Origin of the sequence: Serratia sp. BNK-4 (assembly GCF_048685115.1) — a bacterium.
In the GTDB taxonomy this organism is placed as follows: domain Bacteria; phylum Pseudomonadota; class Gammaproteobacteria; order Enterobacterales; family Enterobacteriaceae; genus Serratia; species Serratia bockelmannii.
This window is the reverse complement of record NZ_JBLQTM010000001.1, coordinates 174,161-201,151: the sequence shown is the minus strand read 5'-3', so window position 1 is coordinate 201,151 and position 26,991 is coordinate 174,161. Positions and strand designations below refer to the sequence as shown.

Annotated in this window: 22 protein-coding genes; 17 read left to right on the top strand and 5 right to left on the bottom strand. The window is 62.3% G+C overall.

Annotated elements, in window-relative coordinates:
- The first annotated feature begins 27 nt into the window (after nucleotides 1-27).
- From pyrB to ACMGGW_RS00925, 4 genes are all read left to right on the top strand, one after another.
- On the top strand, nucleotides 28-963 hold the full coding sequence (gene pyrB, locus ACMGGW_RS00940) for an aspartate carbamoyltransferase (protein ID WP_025305112.1): 936 nt from the start codon (nucleotides 28-30) through the stop codon (nucleotides 961-963).
- Nucleotides 964-975: 12 nt separating this feature from the next.
- Nucleotides 976-1,440, top strand: a complete 465-nt coding sequence (pyrI, locus tag ACMGGW_RS00935) for an aspartate carbamoyltransferase regulatory subunit (RefSeq protein ID WP_004933377.1) — start codon at nucleotides 976-978, stop codon at nucleotides 1,438-1,440.
- 159 nt (nucleotides 1,441-1,599) lie between these two features.
- On the top strand, nucleotides 1,600-1,986 hold the full coding sequence (ridA, locus tag ACMGGW_RS00930; RefSeq protein ID WP_197832118.1) for a 2-iminobutanoate/2-iminopropanoate deaminase: 387 nt from the start codon (nucleotides 1,600-1,602) through the stop codon (nucleotides 1,984-1,986).
- A gap of 204 nt (nucleotides 1,987-2,190) precedes the next feature.
- Nucleotides 2,191-5,175, top strand: a complete 2,985-nt coding sequence (locus ACMGGW_RS00925; RefSeq protein WP_197832117.1) for an amino acid adenylation domain-containing protein — start codon at nucleotides 2,191-2,193, stop codon at nucleotides 5,173-5,175.
- Nucleotides 5,176-5,211: 36 nt separating this feature from the next.
- On the opposite strand, the gene ACMGGW_RS00920 is transcribed toward ACMGGW_RS00925, so the two are convergent.
- Together ACMGGW_RS00920 and mgtA are read right to left on the bottom strand one after the other, a co-directional pair.
- Complete coding sequence (locus ACMGGW_RS00920) at nucleotides 5,212-7,602, bottom strand: family 20 glycosylhydrolase (RefSeq protein ID WP_197832116.1); 2,391 nt, start codon at nucleotides 7,600-7,602, stop codon at nucleotides 5,212-5,214.
- Nucleotides 7,603-7,745: 143 nt separating this feature from the next.
- Nucleotides 7,746-10,454, bottom strand: coding sequence for a magnesium-translocating P-type ATPase (gene mgtA / locus ACMGGW_RS00915; protein ID WP_197833527.1), 2,709 nt, complete (start codon nucleotides 10,452-10,454; stop codon nucleotides 7,746-7,748).
- Between the two features lie 423 nt (nucleotides 10,455-10,877).
- Here mgtA and treR point away from each other — a divergent pair, with 423 nt between their 5' ends.
- The 3 genes from treR (at nucleotide 10,878) to treC (ending at nucleotide 15,110) form a co-directional block, all read left to right on the top strand.
- On the top strand, nucleotides 10,878-11,825 hold the full coding sequence (treR, locus tag ACMGGW_RS00910; protein ID WP_197832114.1) for a trehalose operon repressor TreR: 948 nt from the start codon (nucleotides 10,878-10,880) through the stop codon (nucleotides 11,823-11,825).
- Between the two features lie 137 nt (nucleotides 11,826-11,962).
- Nucleotides 11,963-13,378: a PTS trehalose transporter subunit IIBC gene (gene treB / locus ACMGGW_RS00905; RefSeq protein WP_148123079.1), complete on the top strand. Its 1,416-nt coding sequence runs from the start codon at nucleotides 11,963-11,965 to the stop codon at nucleotides 13,376-13,378.
- A gap of 67 nt (nucleotides 13,379-13,445) precedes the next feature.
- On the top strand, nucleotides 13,446-15,110 hold the full coding sequence (gene treC / locus ACMGGW_RS00900; RefSeq protein WP_197832113.1) for an alpha,alpha-phosphotrehalase: 1,665 nt from the start codon (nucleotides 13,446-13,448) through the stop codon (nucleotides 15,108-15,110).
- A gap of 28 nt (nucleotides 15,111-15,138) precedes the next feature.
- On the opposite strand, the gene ACMGGW_RS00895 is transcribed toward treC, so the two are convergent.
- A complete protein-coding gene (locus tag ACMGGW_RS00895) occupies nucleotides 15,139-15,663 on the bottom strand; it encodes an NAD(P)H-dependent oxidoreductase (RefSeq protein ID WP_025305105.1) in 525 nt (174 codons plus the stop codon).
- Nucleotides 15,664-15,767: 104 nt separating this feature from the next.
- Between ACMGGW_RS00895 and ACMGGW_RS00890 the strand changes: the two genes are divergently transcribed.
- From ACMGGW_RS00890 to ACMGGW_RS00875, 4 genes are all read left to right on the top strand, one after another.
- Nucleotides 15,768-16,682 (top strand): LysR family transcriptional regulator, encoded by a 915-nt coding sequence (locus ACMGGW_RS00890; protein WP_060434028.1) that lies wholly within the window; start codon nucleotides 15,768-15,770, stop codon nucleotides 16,680-16,682.
- 244 nt (nucleotides 16,683-16,926) lie between these two features.
- Nucleotides 16,927-19,065 (top strand): anaerobic ribonucleoside-triphosphate reductase, encoded by a 2,139-nt coding sequence (gene nrdD / locus ACMGGW_RS00885; protein ID WP_049204463.1) that lies wholly within the window; start codon nucleotides 16,927-16,929, stop codon nucleotides 19,063-19,065.
- A gap of 168 nt (nucleotides 19,066-19,233) precedes the next feature.
- On the top strand, nucleotides 19,234-19,698 hold the full coding sequence (nrdG, locus tag ACMGGW_RS00880) for an anaerobic ribonucleoside-triphosphate reductase-activating protein (RefSeq protein ID WP_089196460.1): 465 nt from the start codon (nucleotides 19,234-19,236) through the stop codon (nucleotides 19,696-19,698).
- Between the two features lie 252 nt (nucleotides 19,699-19,950).
- Nucleotides 19,951-20,535 (top strand): helix-turn-helix domain-containing protein, encoded by a 585-nt coding sequence (locus tag ACMGGW_RS00875; RefSeq protein ID WP_043139204.1) that lies wholly within the window; start codon nucleotides 19,951-19,953, stop codon nucleotides 20,533-20,535.
- 19 nt (nucleotides 20,536-20,554) lie between these two features.
- Here the strand turns inward: ACMGGW_RS00875 and ACMGGW_RS00870 are convergent, their stop codons facing one another.
- Both ACMGGW_RS00870 and ACMGGW_RS00865 read right to left on the bottom strand, forming a co-directional pair.
- Nucleotides 20,555-20,998 (bottom strand): acetyltransferase, encoded by a 444-nt coding sequence (locus ACMGGW_RS00870; protein WP_197832112.1) that lies wholly within the window; start codon nucleotides 20,996-20,998, stop codon nucleotides 20,555-20,557.
- 221 nt (nucleotides 20,999-21,219) lie between these two features.
- On the bottom strand, nucleotides 21,220-22,278 hold the full coding sequence (locus ACMGGW_RS00865) for a permease (protein WP_197832111.1): 1,059 nt from the start codon (nucleotides 22,276-22,278) through the stop codon (nucleotides 21,220-21,222).
- A gap of 227 nt (nucleotides 22,279-22,505) precedes the next feature.
- On the opposite strand from ACMGGW_RS00865, the gene phnF reads away from it, so the two are divergent.
- From phnF to phnK, 6 genes are read left to right on the top strand one after another with little or no spacing between them, the layout of a single operon-like run.
- The gene (phnF, locus tag ACMGGW_RS00860) at nucleotides 22,506-23,234 is read left to right on the top strand and encodes a phosphonate metabolism transcriptional regulator PhnF (RefSeq protein WP_025305098.1); all 729 of its coding nucleotides are present in this window, start codon (nucleotides 22,506-22,508) and stop codon (nucleotides 23,232-23,234) included.
- Nucleotides 23,235-23,678, top strand: a complete 444-nt coding sequence (gene phnG, locus ACMGGW_RS00855) for a phosphonate C-P lyase system protein PhnG (RefSeq protein WP_197824962.1) — start codon at nucleotides 23,235-23,237, stop codon at nucleotides 23,676-23,678.
- A 3-nt stretch (nucleotides 23,679-23,681) separates the two neighbouring features.
- Nucleotides 23,682-24,263 carry a phosphonate C-P lyase system protein PhnH gene (phnH, locus tag ACMGGW_RS00850; protein WP_197833528.1) on the top strand — a complete coding sequence of 194 codons (582 nt, stop codon included), beginning with the start codon at nucleotides 23,682-23,684 and terminating at the stop codon, nucleotides 24,261-24,263.
- Complete coding sequence (locus tag ACMGGW_RS00845; RefSeq protein ID WP_197832108.1) at nucleotides 24,263-25,348, top strand: carbon-phosphorus lyase complex subunit PhnI; 1,086 nt, start codon at nucleotides 24,263-24,265, stop codon at nucleotides 25,346-25,348. The genes phnH and ACMGGW_RS00845 overlap by 1 nt, the downstream gene beginning before the upstream one ends.
- Entirely contained in the window at nucleotides 25,341-26,201 is an 861-nt protein-coding gene (locus tag ACMGGW_RS00840; protein ID WP_019453317.1) for an alpha-D-ribose 1-methylphosphonate 5-phosphate C-P-lyase PhnJ, read from the top strand. The genes ACMGGW_RS00845 and ACMGGW_RS00840 overlap by 8 nt, the downstream gene beginning before the upstream one ends.
- Nucleotides 26,201-26,989, top strand: a complete 789-nt coding sequence (gene phnK, locus ACMGGW_RS00835; protein ID WP_197832107.1) for a phosphonate C-P lyase system protein PhnK — start codon at nucleotides 26,201-26,203, stop codon at nucleotides 26,987-26,989. The genes ACMGGW_RS00840 and phnK overlap by 1 nt, the downstream gene beginning before the upstream one ends.
- Nucleotides 26,990-26,991 lie beyond the last annotated feature (2 nt).

The window sequence follows — 26,991 nt, the reverse complement described above, 5'->3', positions numbered from 1 at the left end:
CGGGCACGCGTCGAGGAGGAGTGAAAAATGGCCAACCCGCTGTATCACAAACACATCATCTCTATTAACGATCTCAGCCGCGAGGATCTGGAGCTGGTGCTGCGCACCGCCGCCGGTCTGAAAGCCAACCCGCAGCCGGAGCTGTTGAAACACAAGGTGATCGCCAGCTGCTTCTTCGAAGCCTCGACCCGTACCCGCCTGTCGTTCGAAACCTCGATGCACCGCCTCGGCGCCTCGGTGGTCGGTTTCGCCGACGGCAGCAACACCTCGCTCGGCAAGAAAGGCGAAACCCTGGCCGACACCATCTCGGTGATCAGCACCTATGTGGACGCCATCGTGATGCGCCATCCGCAGGAAGGCGCAGCGCGCATGGCCTCGGAATTCTCCGGCAACGTGCCGGTGCTCAACGCCGGCGACGGCGCCAACCAGCACCCGACCCAGACCCTGCTGGATCTGTTCACCATCCAGGAAACCCAGGGGCGCCTGAGCAACCTCAGTATCGCCATGGTCGGCGACCTGAAATACGGCCGCACCGTGCACTCGCTCACCCAGGCGCTGGCCAAGTTCGAAGGCAACCGCTTCTACTTCATCGCCCCGGACGCGCTGGCGATGCCGGCCTACATCCTGAAAATGCTGGAAGAGAAAGGCATCGAGTACAGCCTGCACAGCAGCATTGAAGAAGTGGTGCCGGAGCTGGATATTCTCTACATGACCCGGGTGCAGAAAGAGCGCCTCGATCCTTCCGAGTACGCCAACGTGAAGGCGCAGTTCGTGCTGCGCGCCGCGGATCTGACCGGCGCGCGCACCAACCTTAAGGTGCTGCACCCGCTGCCGCGCATCGACGAGATCGCCACCGACGTGGATAAAACGCCGCACGCTTACTACTTCCAGCAGGCGGGCAACGGCATCTTCGCCCGCCAGGCGCTGCTGGCGCTGGTGCTCAACGCAGATTTGGCTCTTTAAGGGGGAACCGCCATGACTCATGACAACAAACTGCAGGTCGAAGCGATCAAATGCGGCACGGTGATCGACCACATCCCGGCGCAGATTGGTTTCAAACTGCTGACGCTGTTCAAGCTGACCGCCACCGACCAGCGCATCACCATCGGCCTGAACCTGCCCTCCAACGAGCTGGGCCGCAAGGATCTGATCAAGATCGAGAACACCTTCCTGACCGAGCAGCAGGCTAACCAGCTGGCGATGTACGCGCCGAAGGCCACGGTAAACCGCATCGACAACTATGAAGTGGTACGCAAGCTGACCCTCAGCCTGCCGGACCACATCGACGGCGTGCTGACCTGCCCGAACGGCAACTGCATCAGCCGCAGCGAGCCGGTGGCGTCGAGCTTCAGCGTCAAATCGCGCGGCGGCGAAGTGCACCTGAAATGCCGCTACTGCGAAAAAGAGTTCGAGCATCAGGTGGTGCTGCAGGCGGACTAAGCCCGGCATGGGCGCCGGGAGATGGCGCTGTCATTCTCCCGGTGACGCCCTATAATGGGTCCTCTGAAAATTACTCTACCCACGTTGCTACCCACCGAATTTTACGCTGCGGCCGACCGCGCGGCGGCGTGAAAGACAACGGGTCTATCAGGAGAAAACATGTCACGTAATATCAGCACTGAACTCGCCCCGGCAGCCATTGGTCCTTACGTGCAGGGCGTTGATCTGGGCAGCATGATCATCACTTCCGGCCAAATCCCGGTCGATCCGAAAACCGGCGCCGTCGCCGACGACGTCGCCGCTCAGGCGCGCCAGTCGCTGGAAAACGTTAAAGCGATCATCGAAGCCGCCGGCCTGATCGTTGCCGACATCGTGAAAACCACCGTATTCGTGAAAGACCTGAACGACTTCGCCACCGTCAACGCCGCGTACGAAGCCTTCTTCACCGAGCACAGCGCGCCGTTCCCGGCCCGCTCCTGCGTGGAAGTGGCGCGTCTGCCGAAAGACGTGAAGATCGAAATCGAAGCCATCGCCGTGCGTCGTTAATCGACACGCATGCGAATCACGGCCAGTGCAGACTGGCCGTTTTTATTGATAATCATTTTATTAACCCAATTAATTTATAGCGATAGCGTAATATCGTTCACATTTACAATTCCTCAATAAAAATACGCCTATAATTGTTTTTCACCCGGCCGGGTCATTGCTGTTTCATTTCGTTCACTTCGTGAATAATGACAGGAGATAACCATGGCACCTAGCGTATTGGATTATTTTATCCAACAAGTTTCCCGTTATCCGGAAAAACTTGCCGTCGTCGGCGATAATAAGCGCCTGACCTACCGTCAATTGGATGAAGCCAGCAGCGCACTGTGCACGCTGTTGCTACGGCGGGGCGTAGCGCCCGGCAGCTATGTGCCGCTCGTCACGCTGCGCACGCCGGAAATGCTGATCGGTATGTTGGCGATCGTCAAAGCCGGCGCAGGCTATATTCCCATCGACGCCCGTTACCCGGAAAAAAGAATACAGGATATCGTCACGCAAAGCGGTTCCCCTTTAATACTCGCCAGCAACGCGACGATAGCGCTTTCGGAAAATAACTTCAGCGAGGATATTATTTATATTGATAATATATCAACTTCTTCGCAGGAGAATATAACGTTAATTTCTCCGTCCCCCGATGCCATCGTTTATCTCATTTTCACTTCAGGCACCACCGGCAAACCGAAAGGTGTGCTGATAGAACATCAGTCACTGCTGAATTTAATTCTCTGGCATAACAAGCAATTCGCCATGGATGCCGAAAGTCGTTCTACGCTGATCGCCGGCTTGAGTTTCGACGTCGCGCAATGGGAGATCTGGTCGCCTCTGACCAGCGGCGGCACATTGTATCTCCCCCCGGAAGACGCTCGCCTGCAGCCGGAAGTCCTGCTGGCCTACTTTGCCGAACAGGGCATTACCCACGCCAGCCTGCCCGCCGTACTGGTTGCCGAAGTGGTCGGCGCGCCGCAACCGGCCAATCTGGCGCTGCGGTATCTGTTCAGCTCAGGGGAGAAACTTCATCCGGTCGATCTGCGCGGCATCGATTATTCATTGATCGACTACTACGGCCCGACGGAAGCCACCATATTCGCCACCTGCAACCGGGTGGCTTGCGCCACGCAAAACCCGCCCGCCAGCATTGGGCGGCCCATCGGCGATACCGAAATCTTCATCCTCGATGACCGACTGCAGCCCGTGATCGGCGATCGCCCCGGCGAGCTGTATATCAGCGGCCGCTGTCTGGCCCGCGGCTACCTGAACAATCCGGCGTTGACCGCCGAGCGCTTCATCACCCCGCCTCACTTCGCCGGATTGCGCCTGTACCGCAGCGGCGATCGGGCTCGTTGGCTGGCGGATGGCCGCATTCAATATCTGGGCCGTATCGACGATCAGGTCAAAATCCGCGGCAATCGCATTGAACTGGGCGAAATCGAAAACGCCATGCTGCAGGTTGCGGGCGTCCGTAAAGCGGTGGCCGCCGTGGCAATGGCTGACGATCCGCTGGGCAAGAAAATCGTGGCGTTTCTGATCGCGGAGAGTGACAGCGAAAACGTGACCGCACGCGTCCGACAGAAACTGAAAGAAACGCTGCCCACCGCATTTCTGCCCGCCGATTATCGTTTACTGGAACACATGCCGCTGAACAACAACGGCAAGATCGACAAAGCGGCTCTGTTGGCGCATTACCAATCGGTCAGCGTCAGTGTCGACGTTGCGCAGCCGCTGACCGCCGACCAGCGCGTCGTCGCCGATCTCTGGCGCTCGCTGCTGAAAGTGGAACAGCCCGCAGCCGACGATGATTTTTTCTCGCTGGGCGGCCATTCGCTGTTGGCGGCCAAACTGATGGCGGCGCTGGCCGAGGCATTTGCCGTCGAGACTTCGGTGCACGACATCTATGAATATCCCACTCTGGGCGCCCTGGCGCAGGCACTGGCACAACGCAGAGACCGGCAACCGACACAGCGGCAAGGCGAAGCGCGTGCCTTGCAGGATGATGTTTATTTGCCGTCGGATCTCGTCATCGATCCGACGTTCGATCCGCGGCAAATCAGCGCGCCGCGCGCCATTTTGCTGACCGGCGCCACCGGCTTCGTCGGCGCGCATCTGTTGGCCGATCTGCTGCGCACCACCGACGCCGAGCTGTACTGTCTGGTGCGCGACGGCGCCAAACTGCCGCCGAGACAGCGGCTGGAGGCGGTGCTGCAGCGCTACCGGATCGCGCTGAACGCCAGCCAGCACGCGCGCATTCATATCGTGCCTGGCAACGTAGCGGAACACGACTTTTCGCTGACGCCGGCGGCCTACAGGGCGTTAAGCCGAGATATCGATCTGATTTACCATTCGGCCAGCGCGGTGAATTTTATCCAGCCTTACGCCTACATGAAGCGCGACAACGTGCAGGGCCTGCGGGAAATCATTCGCTTCGCGGCGCATAGCCGCACCAAGCCGCTGATGCTGCTGTCGACCATCTCCGTATACAGCTGGGGGCATCTGCACACCGGCAAGCGGGTGATGCGGGAAAGCGACGATATCGACCAAAACCTGCCGGCGGTCAGCCGCGATATCGGCTACGTGCGCAGCAAATGGGTGATGGAGAAAATCGCCGATTTAGCGGCGGCGCAAGGCCTGCCGCTGATGACCTTCCGCCTGGGCTACGCCACCTGCCACAGCCGTACCGGCGTCAATGCCGATTATCAATGGTGGGGACGGCTGGTGAAAACCTGCATCAGCAGCGGCACGGTGCCGGATTTACGGGATATGCGCGAAGGGTTGACCACGGTGGATTACATGACCCGGGCCATCGCCCACGTCTCTCGCAACCCGCAGGCGCTGGGGCAGAAATTCAACCTGATCCATCAAGGTGACAATAATCTGACGCTGCGTGAGTTTTTCAGCCTGCTGGAGCGCGAGTTCGGTTATCGTTTTCGCCCCTTGCCCTTCGCACAGTGGCGGGCACAATGGGAAAACGACAGCGACGCGCCGCTGTACCCGCTGCTCAGCCTGTTCAAGGATCCTATGGTGGACGAGCTATCGACGGTGGAGCTCTATCAAGACACCTATCGGTGGGACTGCAGCAACCTGCAACGCTTCCTGCAGGGCAGCGGTATCGATGAGCCGCGCTTCACCCGCCAGCTGCTGCTGAATTACCTGCAGCACGCCATCGGGTATGCGCCGCTGTCGCTACAGGCGTAACAAAACCGGGGCTCAACTGGCCGAGCCCCGTCACCCTCACTCCGTTTTAAGCCCCCGCAGCAGCGCCTCCAGCGGGTACACCGCGGCAATCACCACTTCGTCGCGCGTCTGCGCCGCCGCATCCAGCCGGCGCTGCGCTTGTTCGGCCTCGGCCCGGCTCAGCGGTTTGTCCTGCTGATGGCGATCCAGCAGCGTTAACCCCAATACGGCCAGGGCATCGACGTCCTGCGCCACCGGCGCCAGCTCCCGCAGCGTGCGGTTGCCCGCGATCGCCGTTTGCAGCGCCGCGCCGTTCGCCTGCCAGCGCTGCAGCCGTTCGCGCAGCGCCTGCGCCGCCGCCTTATCGCGCTTATCCTTCAGCAAAGCCGCAACCTGGGCATGCATGTCACGCACCGCGCCGCTCTCCGGCGGCAGCGCATCGGCAAAGCGGTTCAGCGGTTCGAACTGGTGATAGTTGCCGGCCTGGAACTTCAGGTGCTGGCGGGTGTAATACTGCGCCGGTTCCACCGCCTCGGCCAGGATCTGTAGCGGCGCGATCTGCACGCTGTTGCTCAGCCGGGTGAATTCGCGCGCCGTTTCCGCATGCTGCTGCAGGCCGACCGACACCACCGACCAGGCGTCGATCGCCGCCAGCCGCCGGTACATGTTGCTTTCGTCGGTAACGTCCTGCGCCGACCACAGCCGCTCCGCCACCGCGAAGGCGCGCGGCCACAGCTTGAGATCGATCAGCGGCGCGCGCACGTTTTCCGCCCACAGCGCCGCTTCCCCGCCGAGAATATTGGCCTGCCCTTTCTCGTCCGGCACCACCGGCATCTTGCCCGCCGGCGCCGCCGCCAGTTTCTCGCCCTGGGTGGGGTAACGCACGTTGCCGACCAACGTATAGCCGCTGAGCTTGTCCTGCTGCAGCGTGACCACCGGCCGCGTATCGCCCATCCAGGTATCGACGCGGAACGTCACCTGCTGCGGCGTGCGCCAGACGATGTCGTGCACCGCGCGGCGCGACTTGCCGTTGAAATCGATAAAGCCGCGCCAGCCCTGCTTGCCCTCGATCAGCGTGAAGCTGCCCTCCACCGCGCTACCCTTCAGACGCGGCATGCTGAAACGCCAGCTTTGCGCCTGCTCGCCGGGTTGCACCGCCGTCTCAACCCCCAGCGGCTGCGGCAGAATTTCATTGCGGTAGTGATAGGCGGTGCTTTGCGGCTGATCGAGGTAGAAACCGGTGGAGAGGATGCCCTGATAGCCGTCCTGCGCGCTGGCGCCCAGCGAGTCTTGCCCCTGCCAGGATTGAATGACGATCGAGCGCGGCAGCGACGGATGGTAGATCTCGTCCCAACCGACCATCTGCCGCTGGTGCTTCTCGAGGATCTTTTCCAGCTTCTGGTTGAAGTAGGCCTGCAGCGCATGGGTATCCGCCAGCCCGTTCTGCTGCATAAACGCCTGAATCGACGGCGATGCCCGCCACTGGCTGGCGTCCACTTCGTCGCCGCCGATGTGCAGATAAGGATCGGGGAAGATCGCCGCCAGCTCGCCGACGATCGTATCGACAAACTGATACACCTCGTCGCGGGTCGGATCGAGCGTCGGCTTATGCACGCCCCACTCGCGCTCCATGCGATACGGCCCCGGCGCGCTCATCAGGTCGGGATAGGCCACCGCGATGCTGGAGGCGTGCCCCGGCATGTCGATCTCCGGCACCACGCGAATGCCGCGCGCCGTGGCGTAAGCCACCACCTGCCGCATCTGCTCACGGGTGTAGAACTGGCCGTCGCTGGCCTGCTGCTGCAATTTGGGGTAATGCTCGGAGGCGAAGCGCCAGCCCTGATCGTCGGTCAGGTGCCAGTGGAATACGTTGAGCTTGGCCGCCGCCATGCCGTCAAGCTGGCGCAGAATGTCCGGCAGCGGCAGGAAATGGCGCGCCGAATCCAGCAGCACGCCGCGCCACGGAAAACGCGGCACGTCGCGAATATCCACCAATGGCAGGAAAGTGTTTTGCCCGTCGGTCTGCAGCAGCTGCAGCAGGGTCTCCATGCCGCGCAGCGCGCCAAAGCGAGTGTTGGCGGTCAGCGTGGCGCCCTGCGGCGTGACCGCCAGCCGGTAGCTCTCATCGCTGCCCGGCAGCGGCTGCGCCGCCACCCGGTCCTTGATCACCACCTTGATCGCCGCGCCGTTTGCTTCTTCCCTCAGCGCCAGCGTCCAGCCGGTCTGCAACTCGATGCGCTGGCGCCAGCGCGGCAGCGCGTCACCCAAATCATCACCCTGCAGCGTCAGAGACAATCGACGATCCAGCACCAGCTTGCCCGCCGGTTGCGTCACGTCCACCTGCTGCGGCCAGGGCATCAGCGGCAGATCGCCCGCCGGCTGTGCTAGCGCGCCGCAAGAAAACCATAACGATGAAGCCAGTAGCGTATAACGGAAAGGTCTGTGCATCGGAAATTCCTCAGAGGAAAAAAATCAATAAAAACAGCCAACGCTGTAGATAAAGACTCAGCACAGAACAGATGTCCAACCGTTGCGGTGAAAAAGCGGACGGGATCACAGTTGCCCCCTCCCGGCCGGAGGGGGCGAACGGGTTATTGCCAGCCGTAGCGGCGCACGAACCAGCCTTTCACGCACTGGGTCAGCACCATGTAACCGGCGAGGATCAGCACCAGCCACGGGAAGTAACCGAGCGGCAGCGCCTGCAGCTGCAGGAAGCCGGCCAGCGGCGAGAATACCAGGCCGATGCCGGTGGCGATCACCGCCAGCGTCATGATGCACAGCGGCCAGGACGGGCGGCTCTGGATAAACGGAATTTTGCGCGTGCGGATCATGTGCACGATCAGCGTTTGCGACAGCAGCCCTTCCACGAACCAGCCGGACTGGAACAGCGTCTGCATTTCCGGCGTGTTGGCCTTGAATACCCACCACATCAGGCTGAAGGTCAGCACGTCGAAGATCGAACTGATCGGCCCAAAGAACACCATAAATCGCCCCAGATCGGCGGAGTTCCAGCGCTGCGGCTGGGTGATCTGATCGTCATCGACGTTATCGAACGGGATGGCGATCTGCGAGATGTCGTACATCAGGTTCTGAATCAACAGGTGCAGCGGCAACATCGGCAGGAACGGCAGGAAGGCGCTGGCGATCAGCACGCTGAACACGTTGCCGAAGTTGGAGCTGGCGGTCATCTTGATGTATTTCAGCATGTTGGCGAAGGTGCGGCGCCCTTCGATCACCCCCTGCTCCAGCACCATCAGGCTTTTTTCCAGCAGGATGATGTCCGCCGCTTCCTTGGCGATGTCCACCGCCGAATCAACGGAGATGCCGATATCGGCCGCGCGCAGCGCCGGCGCGTCGTTGATGCCGTCGCCCATAAAGCCCACCACGTGCCCCTGGCGGCGCAGCAGTTTGACGATGCGCTCCTTGTGCAGCGGCGTCAGCTTGGCGAACACCGTGGTGCGCGCCGCCGCCTGCGCCAGCTGCTCGTCGTCCATCTGCTCGATCTCGCTGCCGCGCAGCAGATGATCGGCCGCCAGCCCGACGTCACGGCACACTTTGGCGGCCACCAGTTCGTTGTCGCCGGTGAGGATCTTCACCGTGACGCCGTTCTGTTTCAGCGCCGCCAGCGCCGGCGCGGTGCTTTCCTTCGGCGGATCGAGGAAGGCGACGTAGCCTTCGAGGATCAGATCCGACTCGTCCGCCACGCCGTATTCATGGGTTTGCGCCGGCAGGATCTTGTTGGCCACCGCCACCACCCGCAGCCCCTGCTGGTTGAGATCGTCGGTGATGCGGCGGATCCTCGCCAGCAGCGCCTCGCTCAGCGGGATCACCTCGTCTTCGTGGCGCACGTGGCTGCAAATCGCCAGCATCTCTTCCAGCGCGCCCTTGCACACCAGCTCGTGATACTCGTTGTCTTTGGCCACCACCACCGACATGCGGCGGCGCACGAAGTCGAACGGGATCTCATCCACCTTGCGGTAGTTTTGCAGCGCCTGCGGCTGCTGATTTTGCTCCGCGCAGCTCAGCACCGCCACGTCGAGCAGGTTTTTCAGCCCGGTCTGGTAGAAGCTGTTCAACCAGGCGTAGCGCAGCACCCGCTCGCTGCTGGCACCGAACACATCGGTGTGGCGCTCCAGTACGATCTTGTCCTGGGTCAGGGTGCCGGTCTTGTCGGTGCACAGAATGTCCATCGCGCCGAAGTTCTGGATGGCGTCCAGGCGTTTGACGATCACCTTCTGGCGCGACAGCTTCACCGCCCCTTTGGCCAGCGTCGACGTGACGATCATCGGCAGCATTTCCGGCGTCAACCCGACCGCCACCGACAGCGCGAACAGCGCCGCCTCCCACCAGTCGCCCTTGGTGTAGCCGTTGATCAGCAGCACGATCGGCGTCATCACCAGCATAAAGCGGATCAGCAGCCAGCTGACCTTGCTGATACCGCTCTGGAAGGCGTTCGGCTGCTCATCCTGGCTGGTGACGCGCTGCGCCAACTGGCCGAAATAGGTGCCGCCGCCGGTGCCAATCACCATCGCCAGCGCGGTGCCGCTGACTACGTTGGTGCCCATGAAGCACAGGTTCTGGCAGTCGAGCGGATCGGCCGCCAACGCCTGCGGCGCCGCGGATTTTTCCACCGGCAGCGATTCACCGGTCAGCGCCGCCTGGCTGATGAACAGATCCTTGGCCGACAGCACGCGCAGATCCGCCGGGATCATGTCGCCGGCCGCCAGCTTGATGATATCGCCCGGCACCAGCTGCGCGATCGGCAGCTCCACGTGCTCACTCTTGCCGGTGAGCGCATCGCTGCGGATCACCGTGGCGGTGTTGCTCACCATGGCCTTCAGTGCGTCGGCCGCCCGGTTGGATCGTGCCTCCTGGATGAAGTTCAGCAGCGTGGAGATCAGCACCATCAGCGCGATCACCAAGGCGCCGGTGAGATCCTCGGTGGCGTAAGAAATCATGCCGAGCGCGGTCAGCAGCAGGTTGAACGGGTTGCGGTAGCAGTGCCAGAGGTGTTGCCACCAGGCCTCTTTCTGCTGATCGTCGATGACGTTCTCGCCGCAGCGCTGGCGCACCTGCTCCGCCTCATGGGCGGTAATGCCTTCCGGGTGGCTGTGGAAACGCTCAAACAGCTGCATCGTTTCTGCGGCGGCGCATGCCAGCCGCTGCTGAGCCAGGCCGGCCGGCATATCGCGCGCAGCGCCGCCGACGCTGTCCAGCAGACTGTCGCGACGCACCAAACGGCGCGGGAGGCCGCGGGCGAACAGGCCCAGCAGCTGGCGGGGGAGTTTTTTCAGTTTCATGGTTCGCACCTCGTCGCCCGGTGCCTCACGGCAGCGGGTAAACGGGGATCGTCATCGGCCGGGCGGATGGCGGGTGCGCCAAAAAGCCTCTGCCAACGCAGATCCTTATTCTTTTTTTCAGCAGCAGGAGCGAACGACGAAGCGCGCGCTACCGGTTACCGTGATGTACTTCACCGGTAAAACAGCAGCGCCAGGCGGAGAGGTTTTACCGGAGAACCGAGTGAGTGTCTAAAGCAGTCGGGTCGGGGTCCATATGGGGGATCACCTCCGGTAAAGGGAAAACAGAGCGGCAGGAGCGGCCGTTCAGCGCAGTGCAACAATCCCGTTTTGCATCAAGATCCGCGTCGGAAAATGAGCTATGCTGACGGGCATTGTTTTACAGGCCGTTATGTTACGCCTGTCCACTTCAACGAAAAGTAAACCATGCAAAACCGGCTGACCATCAAGGACATCGCACGCCTGAGCGGCGTAGGTAAATCCACCGTCTCACGCGTGTTGAACAATGAAGGCAGCGTGAGCCCGCAAACCCGTGAACGGGTGGAAGCGGTGATCCGTCAGCAAGGGTTTACCCCCTCCAAGTCGGCGCGCGCCATGCGCGGCCAGAGCGACAAAGTGGTGGGCATCATCGTTTCCCGTCTCGATTCGCCGTCGGAAAACCAGGCGGTGCGCACCATGCTGCCGTTGCTGTACCAGCAGGGCTTCGATCCGATCGTGATGGAGAGCCAGTTCGAAACCCGCCTGGTTCAGGAGCATCTGCACGTACTGCATCAGCGCAACGTCGACGGCGTGATCCTGTTTGGCTTCACCGGCCTGACCGCGGCGATGCTCAAGCCGTGGCAGGAAAAAATGGTGGTGATGGTGCGCGAATACGACGGCTTCTCGTCCGTCTGCTACGACGACGCCGGCGCGATGAACCTGCTGATGGATCGCCTGTATCGGCAAGGGCATCGGCATATCGGCTATCTGGGGGTGCAGCTCAGCGACGCCACCACCGGCCAACGCCGCTACCAGGCCTATCTCGACGCCTGTGAACGCCTCACGCTCACGCCGCGCGCCACGCTGGGCGAGCTGAGCTACCAGAGCGGTTTCCAGCACGCCGCCGAAGTGATTGACGCGCACACCAGCGCGCTGGTTTGCGCCTCCGACAGCATCGCCCTGGGGGCGATCAAATACCTGCAACAACAGCCGACGCGCGCCATCCAGGTATGCGCCATCGGCAACACCCCGCTGCTCAGCTTCCTGTTCCCCGACACCCTGTCGGTGGAGTTCGGCTACGGCAGCGCCGGCCTGCTGGCGGCGCAGCAGCTGTTGGCACAGCTCAGTGGCGAACAGGGGATCCGCCGCCTGGTGGTGCCCAGCAAACTTTCCTGACGACCTGATGAGAAGTTGACCATTTTTTGTCATTTTGTGATCCTCGCCCCAATCCGGGAACGTTCCCATTTCATTCAAAAAGCCGAGTGGCTAAGCTTTGATCATTACTCAGTCAACACCTCTGCAGGTATCCCATAATGAGCAAAGTAAAACAGCAGGATATTGATCGCCTGATTGTTTTGGTCGGCGGCCGCGAGAACATCGCCACCGTCAGCCATTGCATTACCCGGCTGCGTTTCGTCCTCAACGATCCCAACAAGGCGAAACCGAAAGAGATCGAAGCGCTGCCGATGGTCAAGGGTTGCTTCACCAACGCCGGGCAGTTCCAGGTGGTGATCGGCACCGACGTCGGCGACTACTATCAGGCGCTGATCGCCAGCACCGGCGTCAACGAGGCCGACAAGGAGCAGGCCAAGGTGGCCGCGCGCCAGAACATGACCTGGACTGAGCGCACCATCTCCCACTTCGCCGAGATCTTCTTCCCACTGCTGCCGGCGCTGATCAGCGGCGGTCTGATCCTCGGCTTCCGCAACGTGATCGGCGACATCCCGATGTCCGACGGCCAAACGCTGGCGCAGATGCACCCGGCGTGGAAAACCATTTACGACTTCCTGTGGCTGCTCGGTGAAGCGATCTTCATGTTCCTGCCGGTGGCCATCTGCTGGTCGACGGTGAAAAAGATGGGCGGCACGCCGGTGCTCGGCATCGTGCTGGGCGTCACCCTGGTGTCGCCGCAGCTGATGAACTCCTACCTGCTCGGCCAGCAAACGCCGGAAGTGTGGAACTTCGGCTGGTTCGTGATCCAGAAAGTGGGCTATCAGGCGCAGGTGATCCCGTCGATCCTGGCGGGCATGGCGCTGGGCTGGATCGAAACCCGGCTGAAAAAGATCGTTCCCGACTATCTCTATCTGGTGGTGGTGCCGGTGGTCTCGCTGCTGCTGGCGGTGTTCCTGGCACACGCGCTGATCGGGCCGTTCGGCCGCATGATCGGCGACGGCGTCGCCTGGGCGGTGAAATCGGTGATGACCGGCAGCTTCGCGCCGGTGGGCGCCGCGCTGTTCGGCTTCCTGTATGCGCCGCTGGTGATCACCGGCGTGCACCAGACCACGCTGGCTATCGACATGCAGATGATCCAGAGCATGGGCGGCACCCCGGTGTGGCCGCTGATTGCGCTGTCCAACATCGCGCAGGCCTCGGCGGTGCTCGGCATCATCATCATCAGCCGCAAGGCCAACGAGCGTGAAATCTCGGTGCCGGCGGCGATCTCCGCCTACCTCGGCGTGACCGAACCGGCGATGTACGGCATCAACCTCAAATACCGCTTCCCAATGCTGTGCGCGATGATCGGCTCCGCGATCGCCGGCCTTATCTGCGGGCTGGACGGCGTGATGGCCAACGGCATCGGCGTCGGCGGCCTGCCGGGCATTCTGTCTATCAAGCCGCAGTTCTGGCTGATTTACTCGCTGGCGATTCTGGTGGCGATCGTCATCCCGCTGGTGCTGACCATCATGGTCTACAAACGCAAGGCCGCCCGCGGCGAGCTGCCGGTTTGATTGACGCAAGATGAATGTAGGGGCCTGCTCACGCGGGCCCGTTGTCACGATTCAAAGGTATTGAACTATGAGCAACCCAACCCCCTGGTGGCAGAACGGCGTCATCTACCAAATTTATCCGAAGAGTTTTCAGGACAGCACCGGCAACGGCTACGGCGATTTGGCCGGGGTGACCCGGCGGCTGGACTATCTGCAGGAACTGGGCGTCGACGCCATCTGGCTGACGCCGGTCTACGTATCGCCGCAGGTGGACAACGGCTATGACGTGGCGGACTACTGCGCCATCGATCCGGCTTACGGCACGATGGCCGACTTCGAGCAGTTGATCGCCGCCGCCCACCAGCGCGGTATCCGCATCGTGATGGACATGGTGTTCAACCACACCTCGACCGAGCACCCGTGGTTCAAGGCCGCGCAGGATCGCCACAGCCCGTATCGTCAGTTCTACGTCTGGCGCGACGGCGACGGTGAAACGCCGCCGAACAACTGGCGCTCCAAGTTCGGCGGCAACGCCTGGCAATGGCACGCCGACAGCGGCCAGTATTACCTGCACCTGTTCGCCGCCGAGCAGGCGGATCTCAACTGGGAACACCCACCGGTGCGCGAAGAGCTGAAGAAAGTGTGTCAGTTCTGGGCGGACAAAGGCGTCGACGGCCTGCGCCTCGACGTGATCAACCTGGTGTCCAAGCAGCAGGACTTCCCGTCCGACAGCCAGGGCGACGGCCGCCGCTTCTATACCGACGGCCCGCGCATTCACGAGTTCCTGCAGGAGATGAGCCGCGAGGTGTTCCAACCACGCGGCCTGATGACGGTGGGCGAGATGTCCTCCACCACGCTTGAGCATTGCCAGCAGTACGCGGCGCAGAGCGGCGAAGAGCTGTCGATGACCTTCAACTTCCACCACCTGAAGGTGGACTACGCCGGCGGTGAAAAATGGACGCGGGCGGCGCCGGATTACGTGGAACTGAAGCAGATCTTCCGCCACTGGCAGCAAGGGATGCATAACCGCGCCTGGAACGCGCTGTTCTGGTGCAACCACGATCAGCCGCGCATCGTGTCGCGCTTCGGCGATGAAGGCGCACTGCGGGTGCCGGCCGCCAAAATGCTGGCGATGGTGCTGCACGGCATGCAGGGCACGCCTTATATCTACCAGGGTGAAGAGATCGGCATGACCAACCCCGGCTTCCGCGCCATCGAGCAGTATCGCGACGTGGAAAGCCTGAACATGTACGCCGAACTGAGCGCCCAGGGCCGCAGCGATGCCGAACTGCTGGCGATCCTGGCCGACAAGTCGCGCGACAACGGCCGCACCCCGATGCAGTGGAGCGCCGCGCCGCACGCCGGTTTCACCACCGGCACGCCGTGGATCGGCTGCGCCGAGAACTACCCGCAGATCAATGCCGACGCGGCGCTGGCCAATCTCGACTCGGTGTTTTATGCCTACCGCCAGCTGATCACCCTGCGCAAGCAGTACCCGCTGCTGACCCACGGCGACTATCAGGATCTGGCGCCGGAACACCCGGCGCTGTGGTGCTATCAGCGCAGCTGGAACGGCCAGCGCCTGCTGGTGGTGGCCAACCTGAGCCGCGAGCCGCTGGCCTGGGCGGCGGCAGGCGTGGAGCCTTCCGCCCAGTGGCGCCCGCTGATGAGCAATTACAGCGACTCGGCAGACCAGCCGCAGGCGCTGACGCTGCGGCCGTTCGAAGCGGTGTGGTGGCTGCTCGAAGACTAACCCCGCAGGGCGCGGCGAGCGCTGCGCCCTACCATTTCCCCAGCAGCGCCACCACGCCGGCGGCCTCTTGCGCCAGGCGTTCATCGCTCATATCGAACACGCCCTGCACCAAATGCGGCGGCAGGTAATCCATGCCGGTCAGGTTGGCCATGGCGTGGAACGGCAGCAGCAGATCCTGCACCGGATAACGGTTGTACCCTTCCGCCGTATAAGCCTGCGCGTTACCGCCGGTGCTCACCACCAGCTGCAACGGCTTGCCGTGCAGTTTAGTGCCCTCGCTGCCGTAGGCGAAACCGTAGGTTAATACCGCATCCTGCCATTCGCTGAGGATCGCCGGCGAGCTGTACCAGTAAAACGGGAACAGCATCACTACCGCATCATGGCTCTGCAGCAACTCCTGTTCGCGCGCCACGTCGATGCGATAATCCGGGTACGCGCGGATCAGCTCATGTACGGTAACGTTAGGCAGCGGGCGTACGGCCTCGATCAGCGCCTTATTAATGCGCGACTCGTCGGGGGTGCGGTGGGCAGTTAACACTAAAATGCGTGGCATAACGATTCCTCGGTCATAAGAAGATGAGGCATTTTTCCATTTCCGCCGCTTCGGGTGTAGGCTGTTAGAGGTCACTTCAATTTCAACCGAAAGTATCAACCACTATGTCGCTGCCCTTTGACGTGCATCGCCTGTTGCCGGCCTTCCTCGCCGCCGCGCAGGCGCAAAATTTCTCCGCCGCCGCCCGCCAGCTGGGCGTGACGCCGGCGGCGGTCAGCAAAAACATCCGCGCGCTGGAAGAAAAGCTGGCGCTGCGGCTGTTTCAGCGCAACACCCACAACGTGTTGCTGACCGACGAGGGCAAAGCGCTGCTGGCACAGGTGGCGCCGCTGTGGCAGGCGTTGGCGGCGACGCTGGAAAGCGCCGGCGGCGAACGGCAGGCGCCTGCCGGCGTGGTGCGCGTCACGATGATCCCCGGCTTCGGCCGCCAGATGCTGATGCCGTTGATCCCGCAATTTCTGGCACGCTACCCGCAGATCGATCTCGATCTGTCGCTGGATGCCCGGGTGGTGAATCTGGTGGGCGAAGGTTTCGACGTCGGCATCGGCAGCCGGGTCGATCCCGACAGCCGGCTGGTGGCCCGCCCGCTCTACCCGATGCACATGGTGCTGGCGGCATCGCCGGACTATCTGGCGCGGCGCGGTGAACCGCAAACGCCGCACGATCTGCTGCGGCACGACTGCCTGCTGCACCGCAACCCGGCCAACGGCCGCCACGTCAAATGGCAGCTGCGCCATCAGGGCGAAACGCTGGCGCTGGATCTGAACGGCCGGCTGGTGGTCAGCCGCCCGGAGATGTTGCTGGATGCGGCGCTGGCCGGGCTGGGCATCGTCAACCTGGCGCGCTGGTACCTCGATAGGCACTTCGAACAGGGCACGCTGCGGCCGGTGCTGGCGGAATGCTGGCCGCGCCCGGTGCAGCTGTGGCTCTATTACGCCTCGGCGGATCTGCCGCCGCGGGTGCGCGTCTGGGTCGATTTTCTGCTGGAACATTTTCGCGATCGGCCAACCGGCGATTGACGTCTGTTCAGCTTGCACACGCTCTTCCGTTTTCCTTGTTCTACATCAAAAGAATCGCGCCAATATCTATATATAGTGCATTAAGAATTGCGAACACCTATATATAGTAGTTATCCACAAAATCATCCACACGCCGCCACAGCCCTTACGCGCTGCGGCTTTGCCCTGTGGATAAGCGAAATTTGACGGTTGCTCGCCACGCCAGGCGGGTATGAACGCTCCCTCGGGGAACAAGGAGTACAACGTGAAACCAGTAGTGATTAAGCGGGACGGTTGCCAGGTACCTTTTGACGAAGCGCGCATCGCGCAGGCCATCGAGCGCGCCGCGCTGGCGGTGGGCGTGGTCGACGCCGACTACTGCGCCACCGTCGCCCGCGTGGTCGCTCAGCGCATGGAGCAGCAGCCGCGCGTCGATATCCACGAGATCCAGCAGGCGGTGGAAAACCAGCTGATGGCCGGTGAGTACAAACAGCTGGCGCGCGCCTATATCGAATACCGCCACGATCGCGACGTGGCGCGCGAGCTGCGCGGCCGCCTGAACCAGGAAATTCGCGGCCTGGTCGAGCAGAGCAACCGCGCGCTGCTGAACGAAAACGCCAACAAGGACAGCAAGGTGATCCCCACCCAGCGCGACCTGCTGGCGGGCATCGTCGCCAAACACTACGCCAAGCAGCACATCCTGCCGCGCGACGTGGTGCTGGCCCATGAACGCGGCGAAATTCACTACCACGATCTCGACTACTCGCCGTTCTTCCCGATGTTCAACTGCATGCTGATCGATCTGAAAGGCATGCTGACCAACGGCTTCAAGATGGGCAACGCCGAGATTGAGCCGCCGAAGTCGATCTCCACCGCCACCGCCGTGACCGCGCAGATCATCGCCCAGGTCGCCAGCCATATTTATGGCGGCACCACCATCAACCGCATCGATGAAATTCTGGCGCCGTTCGTCGACGAGAGCTTCCGCAAACACCTGCAGGTGGCGGAAGCGTGGCAGATCCCGGATGCCAAAGGCTATGCCATGGCGCGCACCGAGAAAGAGTGTTACGACGCCTTCCAGTCGCTGGAGTACGAGGTCAACACCCTGCACACCGCCAACGGCCAGACGCCGTTCGTCACCTTCGGCTTCGGCCTTGGCACCAGCTGGGAATCGCGCCTGATCCAGCGCTCGATATTGAAAAACCGCATCGCCGGGCTGGGCAAGAACCGCAAGACCGCCGTGTTCCCCAAGCTGGTGTTCGCCATCCGCGACGGCCTCAACCACCAGTACGGTGACCCGAACTACGACATCAAGCAGCTGGCGCTGGAGTGCGCCAGCAAGCGCATGTACCCGGACATCCTCAACTACGATCAAGTGGTTAAAGTCACCGGCTCGTTCAAAACGCCGATGGGCTGCCGCAGCTTCCTCGGCACCTACGAGCAGGACGGCGAGCTGGTGCACGACGGCCGCAACAACATCGGCGTCATCAGCCTCAACCTGCCGCGCATCGCGCTGGAGGCGATGGGCGACGAGTCGCGCTTCTGGGCGCTGCTGGAACAGCGCCTGCAGCTGGCGAAAAAGGCCCTGATGACGCGCATCGCCCGGCTGGAAGGCATCAAGGCGCGGGTGGCGCCAATCTTGTACATGGAAGGCGCCTGCGGCGTGCGGCTCAAGGCCGACGACAACATCGCCGATATCTTCAAGAACGGCCGCGCTTCAATTTCGCTGGGCTATATCGGCCTGCACGAGACCATCAACGCGCTGTTCGGCGGCGAAAATCACGTGTATGACGACGAAGCGCTGCGTGCCAAAGCGGTGGCGATCGTCGCGCGGCTGCGCGCCGCCGTCGACGCCTGGAAAGACGAGACCGGCTACGGCTTCAGCCTCTACAGCACGCCGAGCGAAAACTTGTGCGATCGCTTCTGCCGGCTGGACACCGCCGATTTCGGCGTGGTGCCGGGCGTCACCGACAAGGGCTATTACACCAACAGCTTCCACCTCGACGTGGAGAAGAAGGTCAATCCGTACGACAAGCTGGACTTCGAAGCGCCCTACCCGCCGTTGGCCAGCGGCGGCTTCATCTGCTACGGCGAATACCCGAACCTGCAGCACAATCTGAAGGCGCTGGAAGACGTGTGGGACTACAGCTACACCCGGGTGCCTTACTACGGCACCAACACGCCGATCGACGAGTGCTACGAGTGCGGCTTCACCGGTGAATTCTCCTGCACCAGCAAAGGCTTCACCTGCCCGAAATGCGGCAACCACGACTCGGCCAAGGTCTCGGTCACCCGCCGGGTGTGCGGCTATCTCGGCAGCCCCGATGCCCGGCCGTTCAACGCCGGCAAGCAGGAAGAGGTGAAACGCCGGGTGAAACACCTCGGCAACGGGCAGCTCGGCTGAAAAGCGCCGTGCAACCTAGGCAGAAGCCTGTTCATCAGGCGTGATTGTCGCAGCCGGTTTGCCTTCGGCCAGCGCACACCAACCGGAGCGTACACGCAGTACGTGAGGATTGGGAGCACTGCCCGGAGGCAAAATGGCCAGTAAAATAGCCTGATGGGCAGGCCTCACATGAATTATCACCAGTATTACCCGATCGACGTCGTCAACGGCCCCGGCACCCGCTGCACGCTGTTTGTCGCCGGCTGCGTGCACCAGTGCCCCGGCTGCTACAACAAAAGCACCTGGCGGCTCAACTCCGGCCAGCCGTTTACCCCGGCGCTGGAAGACCGCATCATCGCCGATCTGAACGATACGCGCGTGCCGCGCCAGGGGCTGTCGCTCTCCGGCGGCGATCCGCTGCACCCGGCCAACGTGCCGAGCATCTTGCAACTGGTGAAACGGGTGCGCGCCGAGTGCCCTGGCAAGGATATCTGGCTGTGGACCGGCTATCGGCTGGCGGAGCTGGACACGCAGCAAATGCAGGTGGTGGACAGGATCAACGTGCTTATCGACGGCAAGTTCGTGCAGGATTTGAAAGACCCGGCGCTGATTTGGCGCGGCAGCAGCAACCAGGTGGTGCATCGGTTGCGATGAGCCAACAACACACGTTTCAATAGGTATTCATCCAAACTCGACCTGACGCATCGGCAGCATAGAGTTAATCTGACAGGCGGCTCTGTGCCAAAAGCGGATGTTAGGGGTGCAAACCTTGCTCTAATGATGCCGTAGATACTACAGAGGGTATGATTGACTGAGAGAGCGACTGATTTTTCAAACTTGTAAAATCAGTGATTTCAGCCTCATTGTGGTAATGGCATAATCAGGCTGGCGAAAGTGAGGGTGAGAATGGATAAAACATCTAAAAATCAGATAGTAGACAGCGACATTGCGCGTTTATTGCTTAAACATAGGAAGGCACGCAACTGGACGGTAGCAGAGCTTGCCCAACGGTCGGGCGTCAGTCAGGCCATGATCAGCAAGGTTGAACGAGGGGCCTCCAGTCCCAGCGCCACGATCCTCGGCCGTTTAGCCAACGCGATGAATATCACGCTATCAAAACTTTTCGCAGAGCTTGAACAACACCAGAACTCACTGGTGCTCTTTGCTCATCAGCAGCAGCATTGGACAGATGAAAAGTCGGGCATTACCCGCTGGTCTCTGTCCCCAGCGGGCGCATGTCCCGAACTTATCAAAGTTGAAATTCCTGCTCTTGGTCAACTTACGATACCCGCTTCCGCCAGTGAGCATCTTTCCGGCCAAACGCTGTGGGTGTTGAGTGGCAGCCTTGATTTTCGGGTCAATAATCAAACCCATCATTTACGCGCCGGTGACTGTTTTGCCCTGACCTTTGCCAGCGAGTACCAAATGAGCAATCCCGACAGTGAGCAGGGTTGTGCGTACGTCGTTGCTTTTAGCCAAAAAAATCCATGAGGCGCCACTGCCACGACGGCTACATTCCCGCCGATCGGCTTAGGTGCAATAGGGGATAGGCCCTGCCTTGATTATCCAACTCGGAACGCCCTGAAACTTCAAAGCCCATATGTTGATAAAATCCGACGGCCTGTTGGTTTTGTTCATTCACATCGACGCTTAAATCAGGATGAAGCGCCAGCGCATGTGATATCAACTGCTTTCCGACGCCACGTCCGCGAGCTGCAGCATCGACAAAAAGCGCCTCCAGATGACCATCGTGTAAAAACATAAATCCCAGCGGATGGTCTTCCCGATCGGCGGCAACCCACACGGGGGTTTCAGAAAAAAAACCGACAACCTCTTTTTCGATCTCTTGTCGATCGTGCGCAGTGAGAAAGTCGTGCGTAGCATCTACAGAATTTTTCCAGATTTGTATAATTTTTGACGCTTCAGATGGACGTGACATTCTGATTTTTAACATTCTTCTACCTTACCGTGGTCATTACTGGGTGTATTTACACACAAAATTAGTCCACACAAATTTACTATAGTGAATTTAAATTCACAATAGTACATTCGATATCATGTCATGATATACGACAGGAGAAGCATTAACTCACTGACTCCATTGATCTGCTTTACCGGTTGTTAAACGTGGCCATTGCCATCTCCTCCTTGAGACAGCACCGGGCCACTCATCAGTTACACCAACCCCATCCCCACCACGCCGGTCAGTACGCCGCACAGCGCCACCAGCGCCGCCGTCAGGCACAGCGCCCGGGCGGAGAAGGCTTTGTTGAGCATCAGCAGCGAAGGCAGGCTGACCGCCGGCAGGGTCATCAGCAGCGCCAGCGCCGGGCCTGCGCCCATGCCCGCTAGCATCATGGTCTGCACGATCGGGATCTCCGCCGCGGTGGGGATAACGAACAGGCAGCCGACGATCGCCAGGCCGATGATCCACAGCAGGCTATTGTCGACGGCGCCGTCGGCGTGCGGGAACAGCCAGACCCGCGCAGCGCCCAGCGCCAGCACCGCCAGCACGTAGATCGGGATGGTCGACCAAAACAGCGCCCACAGCGCTTTGCCCCAGCGGGCGAGGAACGGCTGCTCGTCGTTCTGCGCCATCATCATCACCGGCGGCTGCGGCGCGGCGGGCTGCGGATCGTTGGCGGTCACGCGCTGCACCAGCCAGGCGATGCCCAGCACCATCACCACGCCCGCCACCAGACGGATGGCGGCGAATGGCCAACCGAGCACAAATCCCATAAACACCAGCGTCGCCGGATTCAATACCGGGTTGGCGAGCCAAAAGGCCAGCGCGGCGCCGCTGGACACCGACTGGCGACGCATGCCGGCGGCAACCGGTGCGGCGCAGCAGGTGCACATCATGCCCGGCAGCGCGATCAGCGCCCCCAGCACGGTGCCGGAAAAACGCCGGTGGCCGAGCGTGCGCGCCAGCCAGTCGCGCGGGATCAGCACCTGCACCAGCGAACCTAACAACATCCCGAGCAGCGCCGCCTTCCACACCGCGGTGAAGTAGACCAGCGCGTACTGCCAGGCCGCCAGCCAGGGGCTCGCGGCGCCGTCGGCCAGGATAGATTTGCCGATCGAGTGGCTGTCCGCCGCCACGAAGGCCTTGCCGTAGTAAGGCTGCCATTTGACGTAGTAGAGGCCGACGGCCACCACCAGCAGAAACAGGATCGGTTTCCACAGCGGCCAGGCGCGTGGGGCGGGTTCAGGGGCGTTCAGAGGTTGCGGCATGGTAGCGGCCAGAGTCAGTCAACAGAGGCGTCAGCATAGCGCGCCGTCGCCGCCCGTGCACGCCTGGGCTGTCCTAAATAGTTCATCTGTTCGCCACCGAGGCGTAACGCGATTGTCATCTGCGCCCGGCACCATGATGCCAACTTGAAAACCACAGGGTAGACGCCCGATGAAACGCACCGCTTCCGCCTTCATCGCACAGCCATCGGTATGACGAGGTTTTTATTATGATGGAGTTATCTAGACATCCGACCACTTACCCCACCCGCTATCAGCAGATCGCCGCACAGCTGGAACAGGAGCTGCGCACGCGGTACCGCTGCGGCGACTACCTGCCTTCGGAGCAGCAGTTGGCCGAGCGCTATCAGGTCAATCGCCACACCCTGCGCCGCGCGGTGGATCAGCTGGTGGAGCGCGGCTGGCTGCAGCGCCGCCACGGCGTCGGCATTCTGGTGCTGATGCGGCCTTACGACTACCCGCTGCACGCCAATACCCGCTTCAGCCAGAACCTGTTCGAGCAGGGCAGCCACCCCACCAGTGAGCGCTTACTCGCTGTCTTGCGCCCGTGCAATGGGCATGTCGCCAGCGCACTCTCGCGTGAAGAAGGCGAAATGGTGATCCACCTGCGCACCCTGCGCCGGGTCAACGGCGTGCCGATGAGCGTGATCGACCACTATCTGCCCGATCTGGACTGGTGGCCGGCGCTGCAGCAGTTCCACAGCGGTTCGCTGCACCAGTTTATCGAACAGCACCTGCAGCAGCCGCTGACCCGCCGCCAGACGCGCATCAGCGCGCGCCGCGCGCAGGCCAAAGAGAGCCGGCTGCTGGAGATCGCCACCCACGCACCCCTGCTGTGCGTGCGCACCCTTAACGTCCGCAGCGGCGGCGAAGACGTGGCGGAATACTCCGTCAGCCTGGCCCGCGCCGACATGATTGAACTGACGATGGAGCACTGAATGCAAGCCTTAGAGTCGAGACAACGCTGGATGTCGGTGCTGGCGCACAGCCGGCCCGAGCAGCTGCGCAGCCACTGGCAGGCGCTGAACCTCAGCCCGGGTTACCGCCGCATCCGCGCGCCGGAGATCGGCCTGGCCCAGCTGCAGGGGCGCATGGGCGCCACCGGCCGCCGCTTCGTGTTGGGGGACATGACGGTCACCCGCGCGGTGGTGCAGCTAGACAACGGCGGCTACGGCTACAGCTATATCGCCGGGCGCGACAAGGCGCACGCCGAGCTGTGCGCGCTGGCCGATGCGCTGCTGCAACAGCCGGAACACGGCGAGCGCCTGCAACAACAGCTGATCGCGCCGCTGGCCGCGCTGCAGCACGAGCAGCGCCAGCTGCGCGCCCGGGCGATCGCCGCCAGCCGGGTGGACTTCTTTACGCTGGTGCGAGGGGATTAAGCTATGAGTTTATTGACCGGTTTTGAACAACCGATAGACCAATCGCAGCACGCTTTCCGTTTGATTCTTAAGGCATTGAGTGAACCGGGTTACCGGGTGACGCTGCCGTCCGGCCCGGCCTGGGCGCCGCTGAACGCCGCCAGCACCGCCGCGCTGCTGACGCTGGCCGATCAGGAAACGCCGCTGCAGCTGTGCGCTGCGCTTAAAAGTGAGCAAGTGCTAACAAACATTCGTTTTCACAGCGGCGCGCCGCTGGCCGCCACGGCGCAGGAGGTCTGTTTTGCCCTGTTCGATGAACAACTGCAGGCCGCCGATCTGCAGGCCTTACCGCACGGCACTGAAATCTCGCCGGAATGCGGCGCCACGGTGGTGGTGCAGCTTGCTGAGCTGGAGAACGGCGCCGCGCTGCGCCTGACCGGCCCCGGCATCGAGAGCCAACGCCTGATTGCGCCGCGCCTGCCGCCGGCGCTGCTGGATTACCTGGTCAACCGCCCGCAGCGCTTCCCGCTGGGGCTGGATATTTTGCTGACCTGCGGCGATCGCCTGCTGGCGATCCCGCGGACCACCCGCGTGGAGGTGTGCTGATGTACGTAGCGGTAAAAGGGGGCGAAAAAGCCATTGAGGCCGCCCATCAGCTGCAGGAACAGCTGCGGCGCGGCGACGACGCGCTGCCGGCGCTCGGCGCGGAACAAATCGAACAGCAGCTGGGGCTGGCGGTGGATCGGGTGATGACCGAAGGCGGCATCTACGATCGCGAGCTGGCGGCGCTGGCCATCAAACAGGCCAGCGGCGATCTGGTGGAGGCGATCTTCCTGCTGCGCGCCTACCGCACCACCCTGCCGCGCCTGGCGGTCAGCGAGCCGCTGGCCAGCGAAAACATGCGGCTGGAGCGGCGCATCTCGGCGGTTTACAAGGACTTGCCCGGCGGGCAGGTGCTGGGGCCGACCTACGACTACACCCACCGGCTGCTGGACTTCGCGCTGCTGGCGGAAGGCGAGGCGCCGCGCGCGCCGCAGGCCGACGAACCGCTGCCGGACAACTGCAGCCACGTGTTCGATCTATTGTGTCGCCAGCAGCTGGCGCGGGAGGAACAAGACGACGGCAGCGCGCCGGACGACATCACCCGCAACCCGCCGGTTTACCCCTGCTCGCGCTCGGCGCGCCTGCAGCAGCTGGTGCGCGGCGACGAAGGTTTTCTGCTGGCGCTCGGCTATGCCACCCAGCGCGGCTACGGCCGCAACCACCCGTTCGCCGGCGAGATCCGCACCGGCCACGTTTCGGTGGAGATCGTGCCTGAAGAGCTCGGTTTCGCCATCGATATCAGCGAAATCCTGCTGACTGAGTGCGAAATGGTCAACGGCTTCGTCGATCCCAAGGACCATCCGCCGCACTTCACCCGCGGCTACGGGCTGGTGTTCGGCCGCGCCGAACGCAAGGCGATGGCAATGGCGTTGGTGGATCGCGCATTGCAGAGCCCCGACTACGGCGAAGGCGTCGCCGGCCCGGCGCAGGACGAAGAGTTCGTGCTGGCCCACGCCGACAACGTCGAGGCCGCCGGCTTCGTCTCCCATCTCAAGCTGCCGCACTACGTCGACTTCCAGGCCGAACTGGAACTGCTCAAGCGGCTGCGACAGGAATACAGCGAGCGTCAGGAGGCCCGCGATGAGTGAAGTATTGACCGGCTATAACCTCGGTTATCTGGACGAGCAGACCAAGCGCATGATCCGCCGCGCCATCCTCAAGGCGGTGGCGATCCCCGGTTATCAGGTGCCATTCGGCGGCCGCGAGATGCCGATGCCCTACGGCTGGGGCACCGGCGGCATCCAGCTCACCGCCAGCGTTATCGGCCGCGCCGACGTGCTGAAGGTGATCGACCAGGGCGCCGACGACACCACCAACGCGGTGTCGATCCGCCGCTTCTTCCAGCGCGTCGCCGGGGTGGAAACCACCGAACGCACGCCGGAGGCCACGCTGATCCAAACCCGTCACCGCATTCCGGAAACCGCGCTGCGCGAAGACCAGATCCTGATCTATCAGGTGCCGATCCCGGAGCCGCTGCGCTTTATCGAACCGCGCGAAACCGAGACCCGCAAGATGCACGCGCTGGAAGAGTACGGCGTGATGCAGGTGAAGCTGTATGAAGACATCGCGCGCTACGGCCATATCGCCACCACCTACGCCTACCCGGTGAAGGTCAACGATCGCTACGTGATGGATCCGTCACCGATCCCGAAATTCGACAACCCGAAAATGCACATGATGCCGGCGCTGCAGCTGTTCGGCGCCGGGCGCGAGAAACGCATCTACGCCCTGCCGCCGTTCACCAAGGTGGAGAGCCTGGACTTCGACGACCATCCGTTCAGCGTGCAGCAGTGGGACGAACCCTGCGCGCTGTGCGGTTCGCGCCACAGCTACCTGGACGAGGTGGTGCTCGACGATCAGGGCAACCGCATGTTCGTCTGTTCGGACACCGACTACTGCCGGCAGCAGCTGGCGCAATCTTCGCAAGAGGCGCAGCACTGATGACTTCCACCCCTTTGAGCACCACCCCGCTGCTGTCGGTGAACCGGCTCACCCACCTGTACGCCCCCGGCAAGGGCTTCAGCGGCGTGTCGTTCGACATCTACCCCGGTGAAGTGCTGGGCATCGTCGGCGAATCCGGCTCCGGCAAAACCACGCTGCTGAAGTCGATCTCGGCGCGGCTGGTGCCGCAGCGTGGCCAGATCCTTTACCGCCCGCAGGCGGACCAGGAACACGATCTGTACGCCATGGCGGAGAGCGATCGCCGCCGCCTGCTGCGCACCGACTGGGGCGTGGTGCACCAGCACCCGCTCGACGGGCTGCGGCCGCAGGTCTCCGCCGGCGGCAACATCGGCGAGCGGCTGATGGCCATCGGCCAGCGCCACTATGGCGACATTCGCCGCCAGGCTGGCCAATGGCTGGAAGACGTCGAAATCCCGCTGTCGCGCCTCGACGATCTGCCGACCACCTTCTCCGGCGGCATGCAGCAGCGGCTGCAGATCGCCCGCAATCTGGTCACCCACCCCAAGCTGGTGTTTATGGACGAGCCGACCGGCGGGCTGGACGTGTCGGTGCAGGCGCGCCTGCTCGATCTGCTGCGCAACCTGGTGGTGGAGATGCAGCTGGCGGCGGTGATCGTCACTCACGATCTCGGCGTGGCGCGGCTGCTGGCCCACCGCCTGCTGGTGATGAAACAGGGCGAAGTGGTGGAGAGCGGCCTGACCGATCGGGTGCTGGACGATCCGCACCATCCTTACACCCAGCTGCTGGTTTCTTCGGTGCTGTCGTAACC

Coding starts and splice junctions, on each gene's coding strand:
- mgtA (WP_197833527.1), bottom strand. CDS start 10,454: ATGAAACTGAAAAAACTCCCCCGCCAGCTGCTGGGCCTGTTCGCCCGC.
- ACMGGW_RS00890 (WP_060434028.1), top strand. CDS start 15,768: ATGTCGCTGCCCTTTGACGTGCATCGCCTGTTGCCGGCCTTCCTCGCC.
- ACMGGW_RS00895 (WP_025305105.1), bottom strand. CDS start 15,663: ATGCCACGCATTTTAGTGTTAACTGCCCACCGCACCCCCGACGAGTCG.
- nrdG (WP_089196460.1), top strand. CDS start 19,234: ATGAATTATCACCAGTATTACCCGATCGACGTCGTCAACGGCCCCGGC.
- ACMGGW_RS00925 (WP_197832117.1), top strand. CDS start 2,191: ATGGCACCTAGCGTATTGGATTATTTTATCCAACAAGTTTCCCGTTAT.
- ACMGGW_RS00865 (WP_197832111.1), bottom strand. CDS start 22,278: ATGCCGCAACCTCTGAACGCCCCTGAACCCGCCCCACGCGCCTGGCCG.
- phnH (WP_197833528.1), top strand. CDS start 23,682: ATGAGTTTATTGACCGGTTTTGAACAACCGATAGACCAATCGCAGCAC.
- treR (WP_197832114.1), top strand. CDS start 10,878: ATGCAAAACCGGCTGACCATCAAGGACATCGCACGCCTGAGCGGCGTA.
- ACMGGW_RS00920 (WP_197832116.1), bottom strand. CDS start 7,602: ATGCACAGACCTTTCCGTTATACGCTACTGGCTTCATCGTTATGGTTT.
- ACMGGW_RS00875 (WP_043139204.1), top strand. CDS start 19,951: ATGGATAAAACATCTAAAAATCAGATAGTAGACAGCGACATTGCGCGT.
- phnG (WP_197824962.1), top strand. CDS start 23,235: ATGCAAGCCTTAGAGTCGAGACAACGCTGGATGTCGGTGCTGGCGCAC.
- ACMGGW_RS00840 (WP_019453317.1), top strand. CDS start 25,341: ATGAGTGAAGTATTGACCGGCTATAACCTCGGTTATCTGGACGAGCAG.
- ACMGGW_RS00870 (WP_197832112.1), bottom strand. CDS start 20,998: ATGTTAAAAATCAGAATGTCACGTCCATCTGAAGCGTCAAAAATTATA.
- phnK (WP_197832107.1), top strand. CDS start 26,201: ATGACTTCCACCCCTTTGAGCACCACCCCGCTGCTGTCGGTGAACCGG.
- pyrI (WP_004933377.1), top strand. CDS start 976: ATGACTCATGACAACAAACTGCAGGTCGAAGCGATCAAATGCGGCACG.
- ridA (WP_197832118.1), top strand. CDS start 1,600: ATGTCACGTAATATCAGCACTGAACTCGCCCCGGCAGCCATTGGTCCT.
- treC (WP_197832113.1), top strand. CDS start 13,446: ATGAGCAACCCAACCCCCTGGTGGCAGAACGGCGTCATCTACCAAATT.
- pyrB (WP_025305112.1), top strand. CDS start 28: ATGGCCAACCCGCTGTATCACAAACACATCATCTCTATTAACGATCTC.
- treB (WP_148123079.1), top strand. CDS start 11,963: ATGAGCAAAGTAAAACAGCAGGATATTGATCGCCTGATTGTTTTGGTC.
- phnF (WP_025305098.1), top strand. CDS start 22,506: ATGATGGAGTTATCTAGACATCCGACCACTTACCCCACCCGCTATCAG.
- ACMGGW_RS00845 (WP_197832108.1), top strand. CDS start 24,263: ATGTACGTAGCGGTAAAAGGGGGCGAAAAAGCCATTGAGGCCGCCCAT.